The following is a 17,518-nucleotide window of genomic DNA, read 5'->3' as shown; positions in this document are numbered from 1 at the left end:
TTTATTTAGTGCGTTTTAAAATTTCGTCTTTAGTATTAGGTTTAAAATGAGCTCCGGCACAGCGCATAACGGCATCAAAACCGTAACGGCTTTTCATTTTATCCATAGCAGCATAAAGCGCCAACATTTCCTGAGTATCTTCAAAAAGATCAATTTGATATGTTCCACGCACCAATCCGCTAAAGCGAACACCAATCAAGCGGAGACGCATACGTCGCTGATATACTTTTTCAAAAAGCTCCATTACAGTTTTAGTTAAAATATGATCGGCTGAAGTATAAGCAACGCGGCATTGTTTGGTTTCGGTATCAAAATTGGCATAACGAATTTTAACTGTAACCGTAGAAGTTAGCCATTGTTCTGAACGTAATTGGAAAGCCAGTTTTTCGACCATTCCCAAAAGCACTCTTTTGAGTTTTGCAATGTCAATGGTGTCTTGAGAAAAAGTGTTTTCTGTCGAAATAGATTTTCTTTCGCTATAAGGTTCAACGGGCGTATGATCGATTCCGTTAGCTTTTTTCCAAATATCTAAACCATTTTTACCGATCATTTGCTGTAAAATCTCAGCAGGCATTTCGGCCAAAGTCTGAATTTTACGAACGCCAATTCGGGACAAAAGCTGAAAGGTCACTGTTCCGACCATTGGTATTTTCTGAATCGAAAGCGGATTTAAAAAAGTCTGTACTTTGTGTTCTGGAATTTCGAGATTTCCTACTGGTTTGCCTTCGCCTGTAGCAATTTTAGAAACCGTTTTATTGATCGATAACGAAAAGCTAATAGGCAATCCGGTTTCTTTAATCACTTTTTGCGCCAATTCATCTGTCCATTTATAACTTCCATGAAAACGGTCCATTCCCGTAATATCCAGATAAAATTCGTCGACACTTGCTTTTTCTAAAACAGGTGCTTTTTCTTGAAGAATTTCAGTGACATCGTGAGATAATCGCGAATACAATTCCATATCTCCTTTCATGATTTTTGCCTGTGGGCAAAGTTTTATTGCCATTGCAATGGGCATTGCAGAACGTACACCAAATTTGCGGGCTTCATACGAACAAGAAGCCACAACGCCACGATCGCCTCCGCCAATAATAAGCGGAATTCCGTTAAGTTCAGAATTGGTGAGTCGTTCGCAGGATACAAAAAAGGTATCCAAATCCATATGTACAATTGCCCGTGCCATTTTTTCCTTTTGTTTTTGTATGAAACAAAATTAGTACAGGTGGTAACAATTTTTTGTATATTTGCTGTTCCAAATTATAACAAATTAATTATGTCCTTATTTTCAGACAATATCAGAGCACTAAGGGTTAAGCATAAAATATCACAAGAAAAATTAGCTGAAAACCTAAGTATTACAAGAGGAAGGTACGTGAAATACGAAGACGGAACTTCGGAAGCACCGTATGACATTTTAAAGAAGATTGCATTATATTTTCATATGAGTATCGACTTGATATTATCTGTCGATATACGCAAAATTGATGTGCAAAATTTGATAAAACTAGAAGGCAATCGACTTATTTTACCCATTCAAGTGGATAGTTTTGGAGAAAATTATATCGAAATTGTATCTCAAAAAGCAAAAGCAGGTTATCTAAACGGATATGCCGACCCAGAATATATTGAAAGTTTACAGCAAATTACACTTCCGTTTTTAGGTCCAGGAAAACACCGCGGATTTCCAGTTGAAGGCGATTCAATGCCACCACACGAAGATGGTTCTATTATTATTGGCCGTTATGTAGAAAAACTAGGAGAGGTGATGGACGGCAAAACCTATATTCTTATCACTAAAAATGAAGGAATGGTCTATAAGCGTCTTAATAAAAACAAAAAGAACTCTTTGGTTTTAGAATCTGATAACAGTTTTTACCCCAATTATGAAGTGAAAGCTTCTGATATTTTGGAGATTTGGGAATACGAATGTAATATCGGCCGTTCGGATAAAAAACAAGAAATGACAGAAACTGGAGCAATGAAAGATTTGCTTTTAGAATTGAAAAGGGAAGTTAGGGAGATTAAAAATAATACATCGAATACATAAAAAGAGTTTTGCCACTCCCGATAGCTATCGGGATTCACAGATTAAAAAGATTGTTTTTCGCCACGACCCGAGCGATAGCGAATAGGCGAAGCAATTGCACAAATTTTCACAAATTTTTTATTCAAAATATAATCAACATAATTCGTGAAAATTTGTGCAATTCGTGGCAAACAAACTATACAGAGTAGTAAAAAAATCCTTTTAATCTATGCAATCTGTGGCTTAAAAAACATTGTGTCTTAGCGCCTTTGTGGCAAAAAAAACTTAAAAAACCTTCGCAAATCCCAATCCATATTGTTGTCCATTATAAAAAGGCATTATCATAGAAGTCGATTTATTTTCGGCTGATGATTTAAACAATTTTTTAGTGATATACGGATTAATCCAATAAGCGATTTTAGTACTCAAAATCCCGATTCCAGCTCCGGCAGCGACATCGGTTAGCCAATGGCGATTGTTGTAAATTCTAAATAATCCCGTTCCTGTTGCAACGGCATAACCAGCAATTCCGTACCAGATCGATTTATCTTTATATTCTTGATATAAAAATTCGGCACCCATAAATGCAGTTGCAGTATGTCCGGAAGGGAAGGAGTTATTCGAACTTCCGTCTGGTCTTTCTTCATGTACAATCGATTTTAAACTCAAAACCGTTGTAGCCATAATTGCATACGAAGTTACAAGTATTACAGAACGGTCACGCATATTGTTCTTGCCCTTTACGCCAAAAGCATTCAAAGCGTAAACAGATGCTGCAGGCGCATATTGCGAAAAGTCATCAATGGTAATTTTGTTATCAATATCTTCGGTGACCTCATTTTTGATTTGTGAATTGAAACTCAGCAACTGATCACTTTCTAGCCCAATAACACCATAGCCAATTAATACACCCGGAATAATCAATTGTTTATAATTGAATTTTAGCTGATGTGAAGTACTGTCAATTTTTGTAATCGAATCGTTTTGCTGTGCATTTGCAGAAAATAATCCGAATAGAGACACTAGGAAAATCGTTTTGTGGAACATTGTTGTAGTCGTTATGTTTTGCAATATTAACGAATGTTATACCTTGGTATTTTGGGCTTAATTGAACCTTAAGCGAATATTAATCAAGGGAATAGAAATTATGAAATCAATGACAATTTCAAGAAGAAAAAACAACTTTAAACCTTCAATGTAAACCAAAAAGTGCTTCCTAGCCCCAAATTGCTTTCAACGCCAACATTTCCATTTTGAGCTTCAATGAATTCTTTGCTAATTGCTAAACCTAATCCAGTTCCAGATTTCTGACTTCCTGGAATTTGGAAATATTTATCGAAAACTTTGTCTTTGTATCGAGGTTCAATTCCTTTTCCAGTATCAATAACCTGAAAAACCATCTGATTATTTTCTTCTTTTAATTTAATGAGAATTGTACTTTTTTCAGACGAATATCTAATGGCATTCGATAAATAATTAATTAAAACCCAGCCTGTTTTTTCTGCATCTGCTTTTACGTTTTTGAGATTTTCATTGGCATCAATAATCAATTGAATCTGTTTTTGGTCGGCTTGAATTTTTACAGCTTCAACAGCATATTTCACAATTTCATGCGGATTGCTTTTGCCAATATTCAACTGAATATTTCCTGTTTCCAATTGTGACAAATTGAGCAATTCGCCCGTAATTTTCAACAAACGTTGACTGTCATCTTTAATGCTTTCTACTAATTGTTTTTGGTCATCGTTCATATCACCCGTTTTAGCATTTTCAAGCAATTGAAGACTCAATTTTATGGAAGCAATCGGAGTTTTTAATTCGTGCGAAACGGTGGCAATAAAATTGGTTTTGGCAAAATCCAATTCTTTAAAAAGGGTAATATTTCGCAGAATAATTACATCGCCAATATTGATTTCTTTTTCTTCACCTGTTGGTGTTATGGTAATATTATGTATTTCTTTTTCGAAATAACTTTCTTTTCCGTGAGCAAAAATTTTGAGAGGCTGTTTTTTGGGAGTTTCGTTTTCTTTTAAAATTAAAGAACGAATTAAGTCATTAGAAATAGCTAATTGAGATGTAGGTTTTCCTATTATATCTTCCGATTTCAGACCAATAATTTTCAGTGCTTCATCATTCACAAACAATACAATTCCCTCATTATCCAAACCAATAATTGGATCGTTCATATTATTGATAAGCGTTTCTAATCGTTTTTTCTCAAAAAGAAGTTTATAGACATTGCTGTCATGATATTCTTCCAGTTTTTGAGCCATGGTATTAAACGATTTGGCAAGATCTCCAAATTCGCTGTGACTTGTAAAATGAACACGTTCTGAATAATTTTTATTGGCAATTTCTTTAATACTCAGCGTTAACTCTTTAATTGGATTGGCAATATTATTGGGCAGATTAACCAATAAGTTAAAAGCAATTAAAAAACATAAAGTTCCAACAATCGCAATCGACAGATTAGCTGTTTCAGCAGAATGTTTGGCAATGTCGCTTTTCTGTTTTATAGCGTCGAGATTCAACTTCATAATAGCAAAAATATCCTGACGAATTTGTGCTTTTATATTTTCATCAGCGTTATTTTTCTCTAAAAGAGCAAAACTTTCTTTCAGTTTTTCGGTTGCTTGTTTTTCACCTGGTTCTGTTATGTTTTGGGTTTGTTTTTCGAGATTTTCCTCAAAATCCTGAATCGTTTCTTTTGAATCCGATTTCATTTCGTCCAAAGCAAAAATCATATTTCGAGAATATTCTAGCGTATTATAATTAGATTTCAGAATATTCTCGGTGTCCTGCTTAATCAAAAAAACAGAATAAGCACTCACTAAAGAGAGAATGATGATCATCAAAAATAACAATCCAACACCCAGATTCAATTTGGTTTTAATTCTCATTTTATAAAACATTTAATTTTTTTTGAACCATATAAGTGATATAAGAAATATTAGTTTTTTTTTTAACCGCAAAGAGCGCTAAGGTTTAGCAAAGCACACAAAGATTAAAGTAAAAGCTTTGTGTCCTTGTGACTTTGCGAGCAAAAAACTCTAGCGAACTTTGCGTAAATTATTGCGCTCTTTGCGGTTAAAATTCAACGTCCCGATTAAATGAACTTATATAACTTATATGGTTTAAAATTTTTTTCAAGACAGTATAACAAGATCAACATTTGACAAAGACAGTTTGTTTAGCAAACGTCTGAAAATTGTGGTAGACAAAATTACTTTAAACAAATTAAAATGTGGTTTCCCAATGCAGACAGTTGTAATTTGTTTTTCTTCTACTGTTGTCAAAATAGCATCTGTAATGTTTGAATTTTCCAGTTTAATAACTTCTGCGCCTAATTGCACAGCGAGTTTAAAGTTATTAATTAAATGTCTTTGTTTATCAAGTGCAATCTTATTACTGCTTTCGTGTGGCGTTTCTACATATAAAACATACCATGAACCATTATAATAACTCGCCAATCGAGCTGCTTTTCTAATTATAATTTTGGCTGTTTTTTCATTACTGCTAATGCAAGCCAACAATTTCTCATGCCTTAAAGCATGAAGATTAGGAACTTCATTTTCAACTTTTCGAACCACTTGACTCGCCACTTCTTTCAAAGCCAATTCCCGCAATTGTAGAATTTGTTCCGATTTAAAAAAATTAGCTAAAGCAGTTGGAATTTTATCTGCCGTATAAATTTTTCCTTCTTTTAAACGCGCAATCAAATCTTCTGAAGTCAAATCGATATTTACCACTTCATCCGCCAAACGAAGAACATTATCTGGAATTCTTTCTTGAACATCAATGTTTGTAATACGTTTTACATCTTCGTTTAAACTTTCAATATGCTGAATGTTTACGGCCGAAATCACATTAATTCCTGCTTCCAAAATCTCCAGGACATCTTGCCAGCGTTTTTCGTTTTTGCTTCCTTCAACGTTCGTATGCGCCAATTCATCAACAATAACCACTTCCGGTCTAAGGTTGATGATCGCCTGAACATCGAGTTCTTCGAGTTCTTTTCCTTTATAAAAAATAGTCCGCCTTGGAATAATCGGCAAACCCGCTAATAATCCATGCGTTTCCTTTCGCATGTGCGTTTCGATGTAGCCAATTTTCACATCGATTCCGTTTTTCAATAACGAATGCGCTTCCTGAAGCATACGAAAAGTTTTGCCCACGCCGGCGCTCATCCCAATGTAGATTTTAAACTTCCCCTTTCGTGATTTCTGAATTAAATCGAGAAAATGCTGTGCGTTATTATTTTCGTTTTCCATATTTTTTGCCACGAAGGCGCTAAGTCACAAAGTTTTTTTTTCCGCCACGAATTACACAAATTTGCACAAATTTTTATTTAATATAATTCGTGAAAATTTGTGTAATTCGTGGCAAATAAATCTACACAAAGACATTTAAAAATCCCTTTAATCTGTGTAATCTGTGGCAAGAAATATTCCCCTAAAAACTAATCGCCAAGGAAGTCGTTACAAACGTATTTGTATCCGTTGGAAGATTGTTTTTGTTTGTGAAGATTTCGTCTTTACTGGAAAGATTTCTGGCTTCAATTCTAAACATTACATTATCAGTAACTAAGTAATCAAAGTTAGCCGAAAATCCGTAAGTTTTAAAACCATTAGGTGTTTCAGTTGCGATAATTATACCTTTTTCATCGCTGTAATATTCTCCACGTGCTGCAAGCTGGATTTTATCAGTTGGTTTGTATTGTAGAATTAAAACAGGAGAGAACCAAACATCATATTTATTGCTTCCTTTAGCCGATTGCTGAGAACCAATATCAAAGCCAGTCGTTAAATTTACTTTTTCAGCTACTTTAAACTGCCCGTAAAAATTATTGAAGTAACGCCATTTTTTATCAATATCTGGCTGTTCATTTCCAACATAAGTACTCCAGTTCAAAGCAATCCGATCAGACGGTTTGTAAGTAACCTGAGTTCCAAAAGCTGGCGTTTGATTGCCTTCAACTTTCTCAATTCTCTGCCAGCCATTCAAGTACATACCAGCCAAATACCATTCTCCAGAATCAGAAGTATAGCCAATTTTTACACCCGTTTCATAATAAGGTGAATTTTCAGCCAGAATACTTCGGGTTAAAGTCTGGCAGTCTTTTCCAATTGCACTTTCAAAACCAATATGCGAAGGCATAATTCCAGCATCGATCCACAAATTATGTTTTTGTGAGATCTTCACACCAACATTTGCCTCGTATATATTTTTCAGCAAACCTTGTTCTGCCGACATGTTATATTCAGCGTACGTTCCAGCCATTAAAGCAAAGTTTCCACGAACATTTTCTTTCGTATAATTTACTTTTGCCAAACCTAAATTGATGTTTACTTCATTACTTTTATTAAAGTTATAAAAAAAGCTTGGCTGAGTATGATTTTCAGGTTTTCCAAAATCATAGCTATAATAGGTTTCTACATATCCTGAAAATTTTAGCGGACTTTTGGGTTCTTCTTGTGCATGTAAATTGCTATAACCAAAAGCGATTAAAGCAGTAAGTATTATTTTTTTCATTTTTGTGGTATTCGATTATTTATTAGTAGATTTTTTAGAAGCTAATCCCGCTATCCGTTTCAATCTTTTGTGTCTCGTTTCTTTAACGAGACACAAAAGGATTTCCACTACTATCGGGGCTAGGGTATTGGGGGTAAAAAGGAGTTTTCTTTTCCTGCAAGGTTTTCAAAACCTTGTGGGTATTTAATTTTTTACGTTTTTGATTCAACGGCTCGTTTTGTCATTTCGACGAAGGAGAAATCACACTAGAAATTCCACCTAGTGAATCGCCAATCTTTGTCATTTCGACGAAGGAGAAATCTTCGTTGCTAGATCGCCACAGATTAGACATTCTTTGCGGAGCTTCTTGCGAAGATTTCTCCTTCGTCGAAATGACAAGAATGTGCACAGAAAAACTTAGTATCTTAGAATCTTAGCATCTTAGAGTCTTAGCGAAGCGCATCTAAAGCCACATTCAACTCCAAAACATTCACTGTTTCAGGACCAACAACAGCAGTATTAATTTTAGATTCCACCAAAGCTTTTACTTTAGCTTCAGCTAAATTTCTTTCTTTAGCAATTCGTTTCACCTGAATCAAAGCCCCTTGCGGAGAAATATTCGGATCTAAACCACTTCCGGAAGCCGTAACCATATCTGACGGAATATCAGATTTTTTCAAATACGGATGAACCAATAAAAGTGTATCAATTCTTTTTTGAACCAAAGCCAAATAATCAGGGTTGCTTGGACCTTTGTTGCTTCCGGCGCTTCCTGCAGCATTATAATCAATGGCCGAAGGTCTTCCCCAGAAATAATTCGATTTATCGAACTTTTGTCCAATTTTTAGATAACCCACTACTTTTCCGTTAACCGAAAGCGTTTCTCCTTTTCCTTGATTGGGAGCAATTTGCGCGATTCCGTAAATCGAAAGAGGATAAATAACTGCGAATAAGATTAAAGTAGCCACAGTAAGTTTTATTATAGAAAATAGATTTTTCATTTTTTTGAAGATTCTAAGGGACTAAGTTGCTAAGGTTCTAAGTTTTTTTTCAGAAGCTTAGCAAATCGAAGTCACGTTTTTAATTAGAGTTTTTAAAGATTCCTGTATTTGTGATTCTAAGAGAAAACCTTAGTTCCTTAGAATCTTAGCATCTCAGTATCTTACATAAAAAGTGCTACTAACAAATCAATAACTTTAATTCCAATAAAAGGGACAATCAATCCGCCAAGACCATAAATTAAAAGGTTTCTTTTAAGGATGGCACTTGCTCCAATTGGTCGATAATCAACACCTTTCAGCGCAAGCGGAATCAAAATTGGAATAATTACCGCGTTGAAAATTACAGCCGATAAAATCGCACTTTCGGGACTATGCAAATGCATAATATTCAAACCTTGAAGCGCAGGAATCGCAGTAATAAAAAGAGCAGGAACAATAGCAAAATATTTAGCAACGTCATTTGCAATAGAAAAAGTAGTTAAAGTGCCTCGAGTCATTAAAAGCTGTTTTCCAATTTCAACAATCTCGATTAGTTTCGTTGGATCGTTGTCAAGATCGACCATATTTCCAGCTTCTTTAGCTGCTTGAGTTCCGCTGTTCATCGCAACTCCAACATTCGCCTGAGCAAGGGCAGGAGCATCATTTGTTCCGTCACCCATCATGGCTACTAAACGTCCATCGGCTTGTTCTTTTCTGATGTAGTTCATTTTATCCTCAGGTTTAGCTTCGGCAATAAAATCATCAACACCGGCAGCTTCGGCAATAAATTTGGCTGTAAGCGGATTATCACCAGTAACCATAACCGTTTTGATTCCCATTCGGCGTAAGCGCTCAAAACGTTCTTTCATTCCGGTTTTAATAATATCCTGAAGTTCAATAACACCTTGAATTTCATTGTTTTTAATAACTACTAAAGGTGTTCCTCCATTAGAAGAAATTGAAAATACTTGTTGTGCAGTATCTTCAGGGAAAGAATTTCCGGCTTGTTGCGCAATGTTTTTTGCAGCGTCTTGTGCTCCTTTTCTAATATTAGTTCCGTCTTTTAATACGACTCCAGAAGTTCTGGTTTCTGCAGTAAATTTTATTGTGTGTGAAATATCAGAAGTAGTTTTTAAGAAACTTGCTTTCGTTTCATTTTTTACATCTATCATTTCACTTAACTCCAAGATACTTTTACCTTCAGGGGTATCATCAGCAAGCGAACTCAAAACAGCCGATTTCACGAAATCATCAAAAGAAATTCCTTTTGTTGGATAAAAATTGGTTGCTTTTCGGTTTCCAATTGTAATGGTTCCGGTTTTATCCAAAAGTAAAACATCAATATCTCCAGCAGTTTCAACCGCTTTACCCGATTTTGTAATTACGTTAGCTCGTAAAGCTCTATCCATTCCTGCAATACCAATCGCAGAAAGTAAACCTCCAATTGTAGTTGGAATTAAACATACAAACAAAGCAATGAAAGCCGCAATCGTGATGGGTGCGTTGGCATAGTCGGCAAACGGTTTTAGCGTAACACACACAATCACGAAGATTAAAGTAAATGCGGCTAATAAAATGGTTAAGGCAATTTCGTTTGGTGTTTTCTGACGACTTGCGCCTTCAACCAAAGCAATCATTTTATCCAAAAAGCTTTCCCCAGGTTCTGAAGTTACTTTTACTTTGATTTTATCAGATAGTACTTTTGTCCCTCCAGTAACTGAAGATTTATCCCCGCCAGCTTCTCTAATTACGGGAGCACTTTCTCCAGTAATAGCACTTTCATCGATTGTTGCCAGACCTTCAATAATTTCTCCATCAGCAGCGATTAAATCACCGGCTTCGCAAATGAAAAAATCATCTTTTTTTAATGCTGAAGAGCTGATATTTCTGATTTCTCCATTAGGCATAATTTGTCTTGCAGGAGTTTCTTCTCTTGTTTTTCTTAAACTGTCGGCTTGTGCTTTTCCGCGTGCTTCAGCAATGGCTTCAGCGAAATTGGCAAATAAAAGTGTTGCCAGTAATATTAGAAAAACAATCAAATTGTAAATAAAACTTCCCTGATCGCTTGCGCCCATTAAGATAGAAATGCAAACGGCAAACATAATTGCAGTTCCAATTTCTACAGTAAACATTACCGGATTTTTGATCATCATTTTTGGGTTCAGCTTGACAAAAGACTGCACTAAGGCTTCTTTTACCTGTTTACTTTCAAACAATGATGTGGATTTATTAGTTGTCATTTTTTATATTATTTTAAAGTAAAGAATTCTGCCAATGGACCTAAAGCCAACGCTGGGAAGAATGATAAAGCAGCGATAATTGCGATTACGGCAAAAGTCATGATTCCGAAAATTGAGGTATCAGTTTTTAAAGTTCCAGCACTTTCTGGAATGTATTTTTTTCCGGCCAATAAACCTGCAATTGCTAGTGGGCCAATGATTGGAATAAAACGGCTTAGAAGTAATACAATTCCTGTAGTGATATTCCAGAACGGATTATTATCTCCCAAACCTTCAAAACCAGAACCATTATTGGCAGCACTTGAAGTATATTCATATAACATTTCAGAGAATCCGTGATTGCTAGGATTGTTTAACCAACCTGTTGCATTTCCGCTGAACCAATAACCCATTGCAGTATCATGTGCAGCAAAATAAGAAGCCAAAGCTGTTCCTGCTAAAATCAATAATGGGTGAAGAATCGCAATAAAAGCAGCAATTTTTACTTCTCGTGCTTCAATTTTCTTTCCTAAAAACTCAGGTGTTCGGCCGACCATTAATCCAGAGATAAATACAGCCAGAATAATAAAAATATAGTAGTTCAAAATACCAACGCCACATCCGCCGTAAAAGGCATTTACCATCATCGATAATAATTGCATAGCCCCAGAAATAGGCATAGAACTATCATGCATACTGTTTACAGAACCTGTAGAAATTACCGTTGTGGCAATACTCCAGAAACCTGAAATTGCTGGACCAAACCGAACTTCTTTTCCTTCCATCGCTCCAGTTGTCTGTGCGATGCCCATTTTTTCGATAGCGGGATTTCCGTTGATTTCACTCGTAACTGTTGGAACAACCAGAAGTAAAAATCCAACCGTCATTACACCAAAAATAATATTTGAAAGTTTTCTTTTGTTGAGGTAAAATCCAAGAGCAAAAATCATTGCAAACGGAATAATCATCTGCGCCCAAAGTTCAACTCCATTCGTAAAATAAGTTGGATTTTCTAATGGATGCGCTGAGTTGGCTCCAAAAAATCCGCCACCATTTGTACCAATATGTTTAATCGCAATAAACGCTGCAGCTGGTCCGCGAGAAACTTCTACATGATCCCCTTGCAGCGTTGTAATAGCATCTTTACCTTCAAAAGTCATTGGAGTACCGCTAAATACTAGTGCTGCAGCTACAATTGCTGAAAGCGGTAATAAAATACGAGTACAGCTTTTGATGAAATAATTATAAAAATTACCCAGTTTTTCTGTTGTTCTTTCTTTCATTGCTGTAAAAATCATAGCGGCAGCAGCCATTCCGATACCAGCAGAAACAAATTGAAGGAACATCAAGACGATTTGCGAAAGGTAAGAAACCCCACTTTCGCCTGAATAATGCTGTAAATTACAATTGACTAAAAATGAAATAGCAGTGTTAAATGCCAAATCTGGTGACATTGAGGGATTATTATCTGGATTAAGAGGTAAAGATCCCTGAAACAATAAAACGAAAAAGCAAAGAAAGAACCAAACCATGTTGATACTTAAAAGTGCTTTTAAGTGCTGTTTCCAGTTCATTTCTTCGGCAGGATTTATACCGCTGATTTTAAAAATAAATTTTTCAATTGGATTGAAAATTGGGTCAAGAAGTGTTTTATCTCCCAAATAAACTTTAGCAATATATTTTCCTAAAGGAATCGCTAAAACAATAGTTAGGATAAAAATACTAATGACGCCAAGTAACTCTGTGTTCATATTATTTAATTTTAGATTGTTGATTTTAGATTTTAGATTTCTTTGAAAGAATCTGAAATTCTAAAATTCTTTTTTTTAAAATTTTTCGGGTTTGATTAGTACATAAATCAAATACACGAAAACGGCGATTGAAATAATAAATAGTGCGGTCATGATTTAGATTTTTTCAAAGAATTCAACTGACAGAAAACAAATGGCAAACAGCACAACGGCTAATGCGAGTAAAAGAAAAGTGATCATAGGAAATTTTTTTAGAATTCAGATTTTAGATTGTATTGAAGCGATTAAACGATTAAACAGTTAACCGATTAAACTTTTTAGACTCCCGAAGCATTAACCTGCTTGATATATTCCGCTTTAAGGGTTTGAGGGAAAAGATGAGAGATATTGCAATGACGCATTTCCATAAAAGACGAAACTGAGAAAATATACACGTTCGAAATAGCATTTTTAGTTTCGATGCTTCCAGTAATAAATAATCGTTCAGCAAGTGCTAGACATTTTTTAGCCCGAACGATATTGCCGCAGATAATGTTTTTTTTAGTTATCTCAGCAAAGCGTTCAGCCTGTTTGTAAATAGAATTAACTTGATTTTTCATGAGAAGGAATTTTTATGTTCTTCCTTCTTATGCCAAAAGATGTTCCGAAAAAGTCAGGTTGAGTATAAAGTGTTGTAAATAAAAGGAATGTATTTTTGTGCAAAAAATCAGGCATAAAAAAAGCCTATCATTTTGATAAGCTTTTCTCGTTTTGATATGTTATTTTGAAGCTTTGGAGAAGCGACATATTTATAGAAAATGATGTATTCACATTTACAAGAGCCCCAGCGGGGTGACATGTTTTTTAGATTGTGGCGGTGTCGCTCCGCTAGAGCTTTTAATAAATTGCGGTTAAATTATGCTATAAATATGTCGCTTCTCCGAAGCTTTTAAAAATTGATTTTTGTAATTGTTATTGAATTTGGTATTCTTCCAGCTTTCTATATAAGGTCGCAATTCCAATTTCAAGTAATCTTGCCGTTTCAGCCTTATTTCCTTTCGTATAATTTAAAACCTTTTGAATATGCAATTTCTCAACACTTTGCATTGAAAAAGCCGACATTGGTTTCGAATTATTTTCCGTTTGATGTTGCATTTCATAAGGAAGAACATCCGAAGTTAAAATATCTCCATTGCTCAAAATAACCGATCTTTCGATGACATTTTTGAGTTCACGGATATTTCCTGGCCAAGAATAATTTTCTAATTTCTCTATAAAATCGGCTGAGGTTTGTAAAGTCTTTTTATTTGTTTTTTCTGAAAACTGTTTCACATAAAAATTCGCTAGCAACGGAATATCTTTTGCTCTTTCACGAAGCGAAGGCAATTTAATTTCGAAGATATTCAAACGGAAATAAAGATCGGAACGAAAACGATGTTCATCACTTTCTGTTTTTAAGTCTCGATTTGTTGCCGCAATTAATCTAAAATTTGATTTTTTTGGAGTGGTATCGCCAACAGGAATATATTCAGAAGTTTCTAAAACACGTAATAATTTCGCTTGAAGATCAATTGGCATTTCACCAATTTCATCCAAAAATAAAGTTCCTCCGTTGATTCTTCAATAAAACCTTTTTTATCTTTCAAAGCTCCTGTAAATGCACCTTGTTTATGACCAAAAAGTTCACTCTCTAAAATTTCCTTGCTGAAGGTACTGCAGTTTAAAGCCACAAAAGATTTTCCTGCACGATTACTGTTTTCATGAATCGCCTGTGCAAAAATTTCTTTTCCTGTTCCCGTTTCACCAGTCAATAAAACAGTCGAATCGGTTTTGGCTACTTTTTGAGCTAAATCAATAACTTGCTCAATTCCTTTTGATTTTCCGATTATGGTATTGAAAGAGTATTTATCGCCAATGCGTTTTTCAAGCTGTTTTACTTTTTTCTGCAAATGTACTTTTTCGACTGCTTTATAAAGAAGCGGAATGATCTTGTCGTTATCATCACCTTTTACAATATAATCGAAAGCACCATTTTTCATCGCCTGAACACCGTCGGGAATATTTCCGAAAGCCGTCAGCAGAATAACTTCTGTTAAAGAAAAACTGCTTTTTATGTTTTGAACAAAATCAACGCCGTTTCCGTCAGGTAATTTTACATCACACAAAACAACATCAATATCGGTTTGTTCCAGTTTTTTAAAACCAGTTTTTAAATCTTTCGCTTCAAAAACTTCAAATCCTTCCGATTTAATAATACGAACCAACAGACTTCTCAGTTTTTCTTCGTCGTCTATAATTAAAATTTTGTGTGTCATTTGCAGAGATGCTAAATCAAATTTTGGTATTTGATCTACAAATTTAGGTTTTAAATTTGTTCGCTTTTTTGAATCGACAGAAATTATTTTAGTGCTAGAATCAGTTTTAAAATATTTTTTTGAAAAAGAAATGTAATTTTAATTCGAAAATGAACCACTAAAATTTTATGTCAAAACAAATTCTTTTAATAGTAACTGCTTTATTTTTTAGCAATTTCAATTGTTTTTCAAACGGAATTATCGAAAAGGATTCTTTAAAACCGAAAACCATTTCATTCAAAATAAAACTAAAATCGGCTGATAAAGTAAAAATTACCGTTTCGCCTTTAAAATACAATAAACATTTAGCCTATAGTTTTACGCTCGACGATGGTTATAGATCTGCTTACTTAACAGCTTTTCCATTATTGAATGGAGGAAAAATCAGTAATTCTTTGATTAACGAATGGAAAATCGATCAAGGCGGAGACGGAACAACTTCGGAAGGACTTTTCTATTCAGACGGAATGGGAAATAAAATTCCGTTTAAATTGGCATTAGCGATTAATGGAGGTTCGATTCGTGAATTACCAGAAAATCGCGGACATCTTTCTTGGGCTGAGGTAAAGGAAATGTACAATGCAGGCTGGGACATTTTGAATCACGGTTTTCATCACGCCACAAAACATGGAACGAATTATTTTGCAGAAGTGACCGAAAATAAAACTTCAATAAAGCAGAATCTAGATTTTACAATGTCTCATTTTGTAGTTCCTGGCGGAGAAGGTGATGAAAAATATTATTTAGAATATGAAAAAGAAGCGCTTAATAATGGACATTTTTCAGTAGCTTCTTATTATGGTGTTGGTCCAGTTTTTAAAGTTGACTCAAAAGTAGATTTAGATAAAATGATTTCTGCTAGAACTTTTGTTCAAAGCTCAAAAGATACTATCACTTTTAAAACTATGGACCATTATTTACAAATGTTAGATTCGATCGTGAAACAGCCAAATACAGTTTGGTTTAACGAATTCACACACGGAACAGGAAATACAAATCTATGGAATCTAAGCATGCGTTTTCCAGAATTTAAATATTATATGACTACGCTAGCCAATAAATATGGATTAAAAGGAAATGATTCGATTTGGATGGCGCCATGGCAGGAAGTTTACGAATATATTTGGTTAAGAGATAGAATAAAAGCAGATTTTCAGCAGAAAAATAAAGAAGTGACCGTTACAATTCAGCTTCCTGAAATTCCAGAAACTTTCAGAAATCGTGAAATTTCATTGAATGTAGAAACTGCATCAAAATTTGAAGTCGAGCCAAATAAAGATTTGAAAATAAAAGACGACGGAAAAACAACTCACAAGCAGATTTTTATTCAGTTGGAGAAATAATATTTGTAGCTACAAATATTATAATTCTATTAACATTAGAAAACAAAGGCATTCGTATAAATGACTTAATTTTGCATTTTAGCCTTAATTAATATGAAAAACCCAATTTCAGTCTCAATATTAGAGCTTGCAATTATCACTCAAGATAGTAACGCAACAGAAACATTTCAAAAAACAAAAGACATTGCACAATTAGCCGATAAAATTGGATACAAAAGAATCTGGTTGGCAGAGCACCATAATATGGCACACGTTGCAAGTACAGCAACGGTTGTTTTAATTGGTTATGTGGCAAGTCAAACTGAAAAGATCCGTGTAGGTTCTGGAGGAATCATGCTTCCAAATCATTCTCCTTTAGTAGTAGCAGAACAATTCGGAACTCTAGAAACGCTTTATCCAAATAGAATCGATTTAGGTTTAGGAAGGGCTCCTGGAACAGATCAGCCAACTGCCGAAGCAATTCGAAAAGACTTTTTTGAGCAAGCACAACGATTCCCGCAAAACGTGAGCAAACTTCAGGAATATTTTTCAGCAGAAAATGCAACAGGAAAAGTTCGTGCATTTCCTGCAGAAGGTCTTAATGTGCCAATCTGGATTTTAGGGTCAAGTATGGACAGTGCAGCTTTGGCGGCAGCTTATGGTTTGCCTTATGCTTTCGCTGGTCATTTTGCACCAAAATTGATGATTCAGGCATTTGAGTTTTATAGAGAAAATTTCCAGCCATCACAGTATTTGGATAAACCAAAAACAATGGCATGTGTCAATATTATAGCAGCAGACACAAATGAAGAAGCAGAATTATTGTCTACTAGTTTGTATCAAATGTTCCTAAACCTAATTAGGAATGACCGCAAAGGATTGCAACCACCAGTTCCTTCATTAGATGATATCATGAACGAAGCAGAACGTTTTCATGTAAACCAAATGACAGCAGGAACCTTTACAGGAAACAAAGAACAATTAGTAACCGATTTGAAAAAGTTTATTGATTATGCAAGAATCGACGAACTAATGGTAACAAGTCCGATCTTCGATCATCAAGCAAAACTAAAAAGCATTCAAATTACCAAAGAAGTAATAGACACTTTGAATCAGTAACACCTACTTATATAGTATAGCTTTTGTTTCCTATTATATATAAGAGTAATTTTTATTTCAAACCCGGCAGTTTTTTGAAAACCTGTCGGGTTTGTTTTTATACGGATATTATATATTAAGTGCAGCCAAGCTGAAGTTTTGATGATAAATGGGAGCCGTTTGTGGCTATGGGCTGCAAAAGATTGCACCCGAACCCCTGCCCAAAAAGGATTTCCGCTTCCATCGGAGCCATGGAGGAGCTTTTCTGGAAGGCATTT

The 17,518-nt window shown here is 34.9% G+C and carries 13 protein-coding genes and 1 pseudogene; 3 read left to right on the top strand and 11 right to left on the bottom strand.

Features of this window, described 5'->3' with window-relative positions; translation table 11 throughout:
* Position 1: 1 nt before the first annotated feature.
* Complete coding sequence (gene dinB / locus JC605_RS17810; protein ID WP_198857504.1) at positions 2-1,183, bottom strand: DNA polymerase IV; 1,182 nt, start codon at positions 1,181-1,183, stop codon at positions 2-4.
* A gap of 90 nt (positions 1,184-1,273) precedes the next feature.
* Here dinB and JC605_RS17805 point away from each other — a divergent pair, with 90 nt between their 5' ends.
* A complete protein-coding gene (locus JC605_RS17805) occupies positions 1,274-2,047 on the top strand; it encodes a LexA family transcriptional regulator (protein ID WP_198857503.1) in 774 nt (257 codons plus the stop codon).
* 264 nt (positions 2,048-2,311) lie between these two features.
* On the opposite strand, the gene JC605_RS17800 is transcribed toward JC605_RS17805, so the two are convergent.
* From JC605_RS17800 to JC605_RS17755, 10 genes and pseudogenes are all read right to left on the bottom strand, one after another.
* Positions 2,312-3,073 carry a phosphatase PAP2 family protein gene (locus JC605_RS17800; protein WP_198857502.1) on the bottom strand — a complete coding sequence of 254 codons (762 nt, stop codon included), beginning with the start codon at positions 3,071-3,073 and terminating at the stop codon, positions 2,312-2,314.
* A gap of 137 nt (positions 3,074-3,210) precedes the next feature.
* Positions 3,211-4,926 carry an ATP-binding protein gene (locus JC605_RS17795; protein ID WP_198857501.1) on the bottom strand — a complete coding sequence of 572 codons (1,716 nt, stop codon included), beginning with the start codon at positions 4,924-4,926 and terminating at the stop codon, positions 3,211-3,213.
* Positions 4,927-5,172: 246 nt separating this feature from the next.
* Positions 5,173-6,297, bottom strand: coding sequence for a sensor protein KdpD (locus tag JC605_RS17790; protein WP_198857500.1), 1,125 nt, complete (start codon positions 6,295-6,297; stop codon positions 5,173-5,175).
* A 181-nt stretch (positions 6,298-6,478) separates the two neighbouring features.
* The gene (locus tag JC605_RS17785; protein WP_198857499.1) at positions 6,479-7,558 is read right to left on the bottom strand and encodes a porin; all 1,080 of its coding nucleotides are present in this window, start codon (positions 7,556-7,558) and stop codon (positions 6,479-6,481) included.
* Positions 7,559-7,986: 428 nt separating this feature from the next.
* On the bottom strand, positions 7,987-8,538 hold the full coding sequence (locus JC605_RS17780; protein WP_198857498.1) for a K(+)-transporting ATPase subunit C: 552 nt from the start codon (positions 8,536-8,538) through the stop codon (positions 7,987-7,989).
* Positions 8,539-8,699: 161 nt separating this feature from the next.
* Entirely contained in the window at positions 8,700-10,757 is a 2,058-nt protein-coding gene (gene kdpB, locus JC605_RS17775) for a potassium-transporting ATPase subunit KdpB (protein ID WP_198857497.1), read from the bottom strand.
* A gap of 8 nt (positions 10,758-10,765) precedes the next feature.
* On the bottom strand, positions 10,766-12,487 hold the full coding sequence (kdpA, locus tag JC605_RS17770) for a potassium-transporting ATPase subunit KdpA (RefSeq protein WP_198857496.1): 1,722 nt from the start codon (positions 12,485-12,487) through the stop codon (positions 10,766-10,768).
* Positions 12,488-12,562: 75 nt separating this feature from the next.
* On the bottom strand, positions 12,563-12,640 hold the full coding sequence (kdpF, locus tag JC605_RS17765) for a K(+)-transporting ATPase subunit F (RefSeq protein WP_073099479.1): 78 nt from the start codon (positions 12,638-12,640) through the stop codon (positions 12,563-12,565).
* A 164-nt stretch (positions 12,641-12,804) separates the two neighbouring features.
* The gene (locus JC605_RS17760; protein ID WP_198857495.1) at positions 12,805-13,086 is read right to left on the bottom strand and encodes a hypothetical protein; all 282 of its coding nucleotides are present in this window, start codon (positions 13,084-13,086) and stop codon (positions 12,805-12,807) included.
* Between the two features lie 352 nt (positions 13,087-13,438).
* A pseudogene (locus JC605_RS17755) lies at positions 13,439-14,781 on the bottom strand (sigma-54-dependent transcriptional regulator).
* A gap of 167 nt (positions 14,782-14,948) precedes the next feature.
* Here JC605_RS17755 and JC605_RS17750 point away from each other — a divergent pair.
* Together JC605_RS17750 and JC605_RS17745 are read left to right on the top strand one after the other, a co-directional pair.
* Positions 14,949-16,163, top strand: coding sequence for a polysaccharide deacetylase family protein (locus JC605_RS17750; protein WP_198857494.1), 1,215 nt, complete (start codon positions 14,949-14,951; stop codon positions 16,161-16,163).
* Positions 16,164-16,256: 93 nt separating this feature from the next.
* Positions 16,257-17,261: an LLM class flavin-dependent oxidoreductase gene (locus JC605_RS17745; RefSeq protein ID WP_198857493.1), complete on the top strand. Its 1,005-nt coding sequence runs from the start codon at positions 16,257-16,259 to the stop codon at positions 17,259-17,261.
* The last annotated feature ends 257 nt before the right edge of the window (positions 17,262-17,518 follow it).

It is taken from the genome of Flavobacterium sp. IB48 (genome assembly GCF_016405855.1).
Classification (GTDB): Bacteria; Bacteroidota; Bacteroidia; order Flavobacteriales; family Flavobacteriaceae; genus Flavobacterium; species Flavobacterium ginsengisoli.
The sequence above is the reverse complement of the archived record's forward strand: the minus strand, read 5'-3'. Positions and strand labels throughout refer to the sequence as shown.

Excerpts from the sequence above, each read along its gene's own strand:
- dinB (WP_198857504.1), bottom strand. The coding sequence starts at position 1,183 with ATGGCACGGGCAATTGTACATATGGATTTGGATACCTTTTTTGTATCC.
- JC605_RS17805 (WP_198857503.1), top strand. The coding sequence starts at position 1,274 with ATGTCCTTATTTTCAGACAATATCAGAGCACTAAGGGTTAAGCATAAA.
- JC605_RS17800 (WP_198857502.1), bottom strand. The coding sequence starts at position 3,073 with ATGTTCCACAAAACGATTTTCCTAGTGTCTCTATTCGGATTATTTTCT.
- JC605_RS17795 (WP_198857501.1), bottom strand. The coding sequence starts at position 4,926 with ATGAGAATTAAAACCAAATTGAATCTGGGTGTTGGATTGTTATTTTTG.
- JC605_RS17790 (WP_198857500.1), bottom strand. The coding sequence starts at position 6,297 with ATGGAAAACGAAAATAATAACGCACAGCATTTTCTCGATTTAATTCAG.
- JC605_RS17785 (WP_198857499.1), bottom strand. The coding sequence starts at position 7,558 with ATGAAAAAAATAATACTTACTGCTTTAATCGCTTTTGGTTATAGCAAT.
- JC605_RS17780 (WP_198857498.1), bottom strand. The coding sequence starts at position 8,538 with ATGAAAAATCTATTTTCTATAATAAAACTTACTGTGGCTACTTTAATC.
- kdpB (WP_198857497.1), bottom strand. The coding sequence starts at position 10,757 with ATGACAACTAATAAATCCACATCATTGTTTGAAAGTAAACAGGTAAAA.
- kdpA (WP_198857496.1), bottom strand. The coding sequence starts at position 12,487 with ATGAACACAGAGTTACTTGGCGTCATTAGTATTTTTATCCTAACTATT.
- kdpF (WP_073099479.1), bottom strand. The coding sequence starts at position 12,640 with ATGACCGCACTATTTATTATTTCAATCGCCGTTTTCGTGTATTTGATT.
- JC605_RS17760 (WP_198857495.1), bottom strand. The coding sequence starts at position 13,086 with ATGAAAAATCAAGTTAATTCTATTTACAAACAGGCTGAACGCTTTGCT.
- JC605_RS17750 (WP_198857494.1), top strand. The coding sequence starts at position 14,949 with ATGTCAAAACAAATTCTTTTAATAGTAACTGCTTTATTTTTTAGCAAT.
- JC605_RS17745 (WP_198857493.1), top strand. The coding sequence starts at position 16,257 with ATGAAAAACCCAATTTCAGTCTCAATATTAGAGCTTGCAATTATCACT.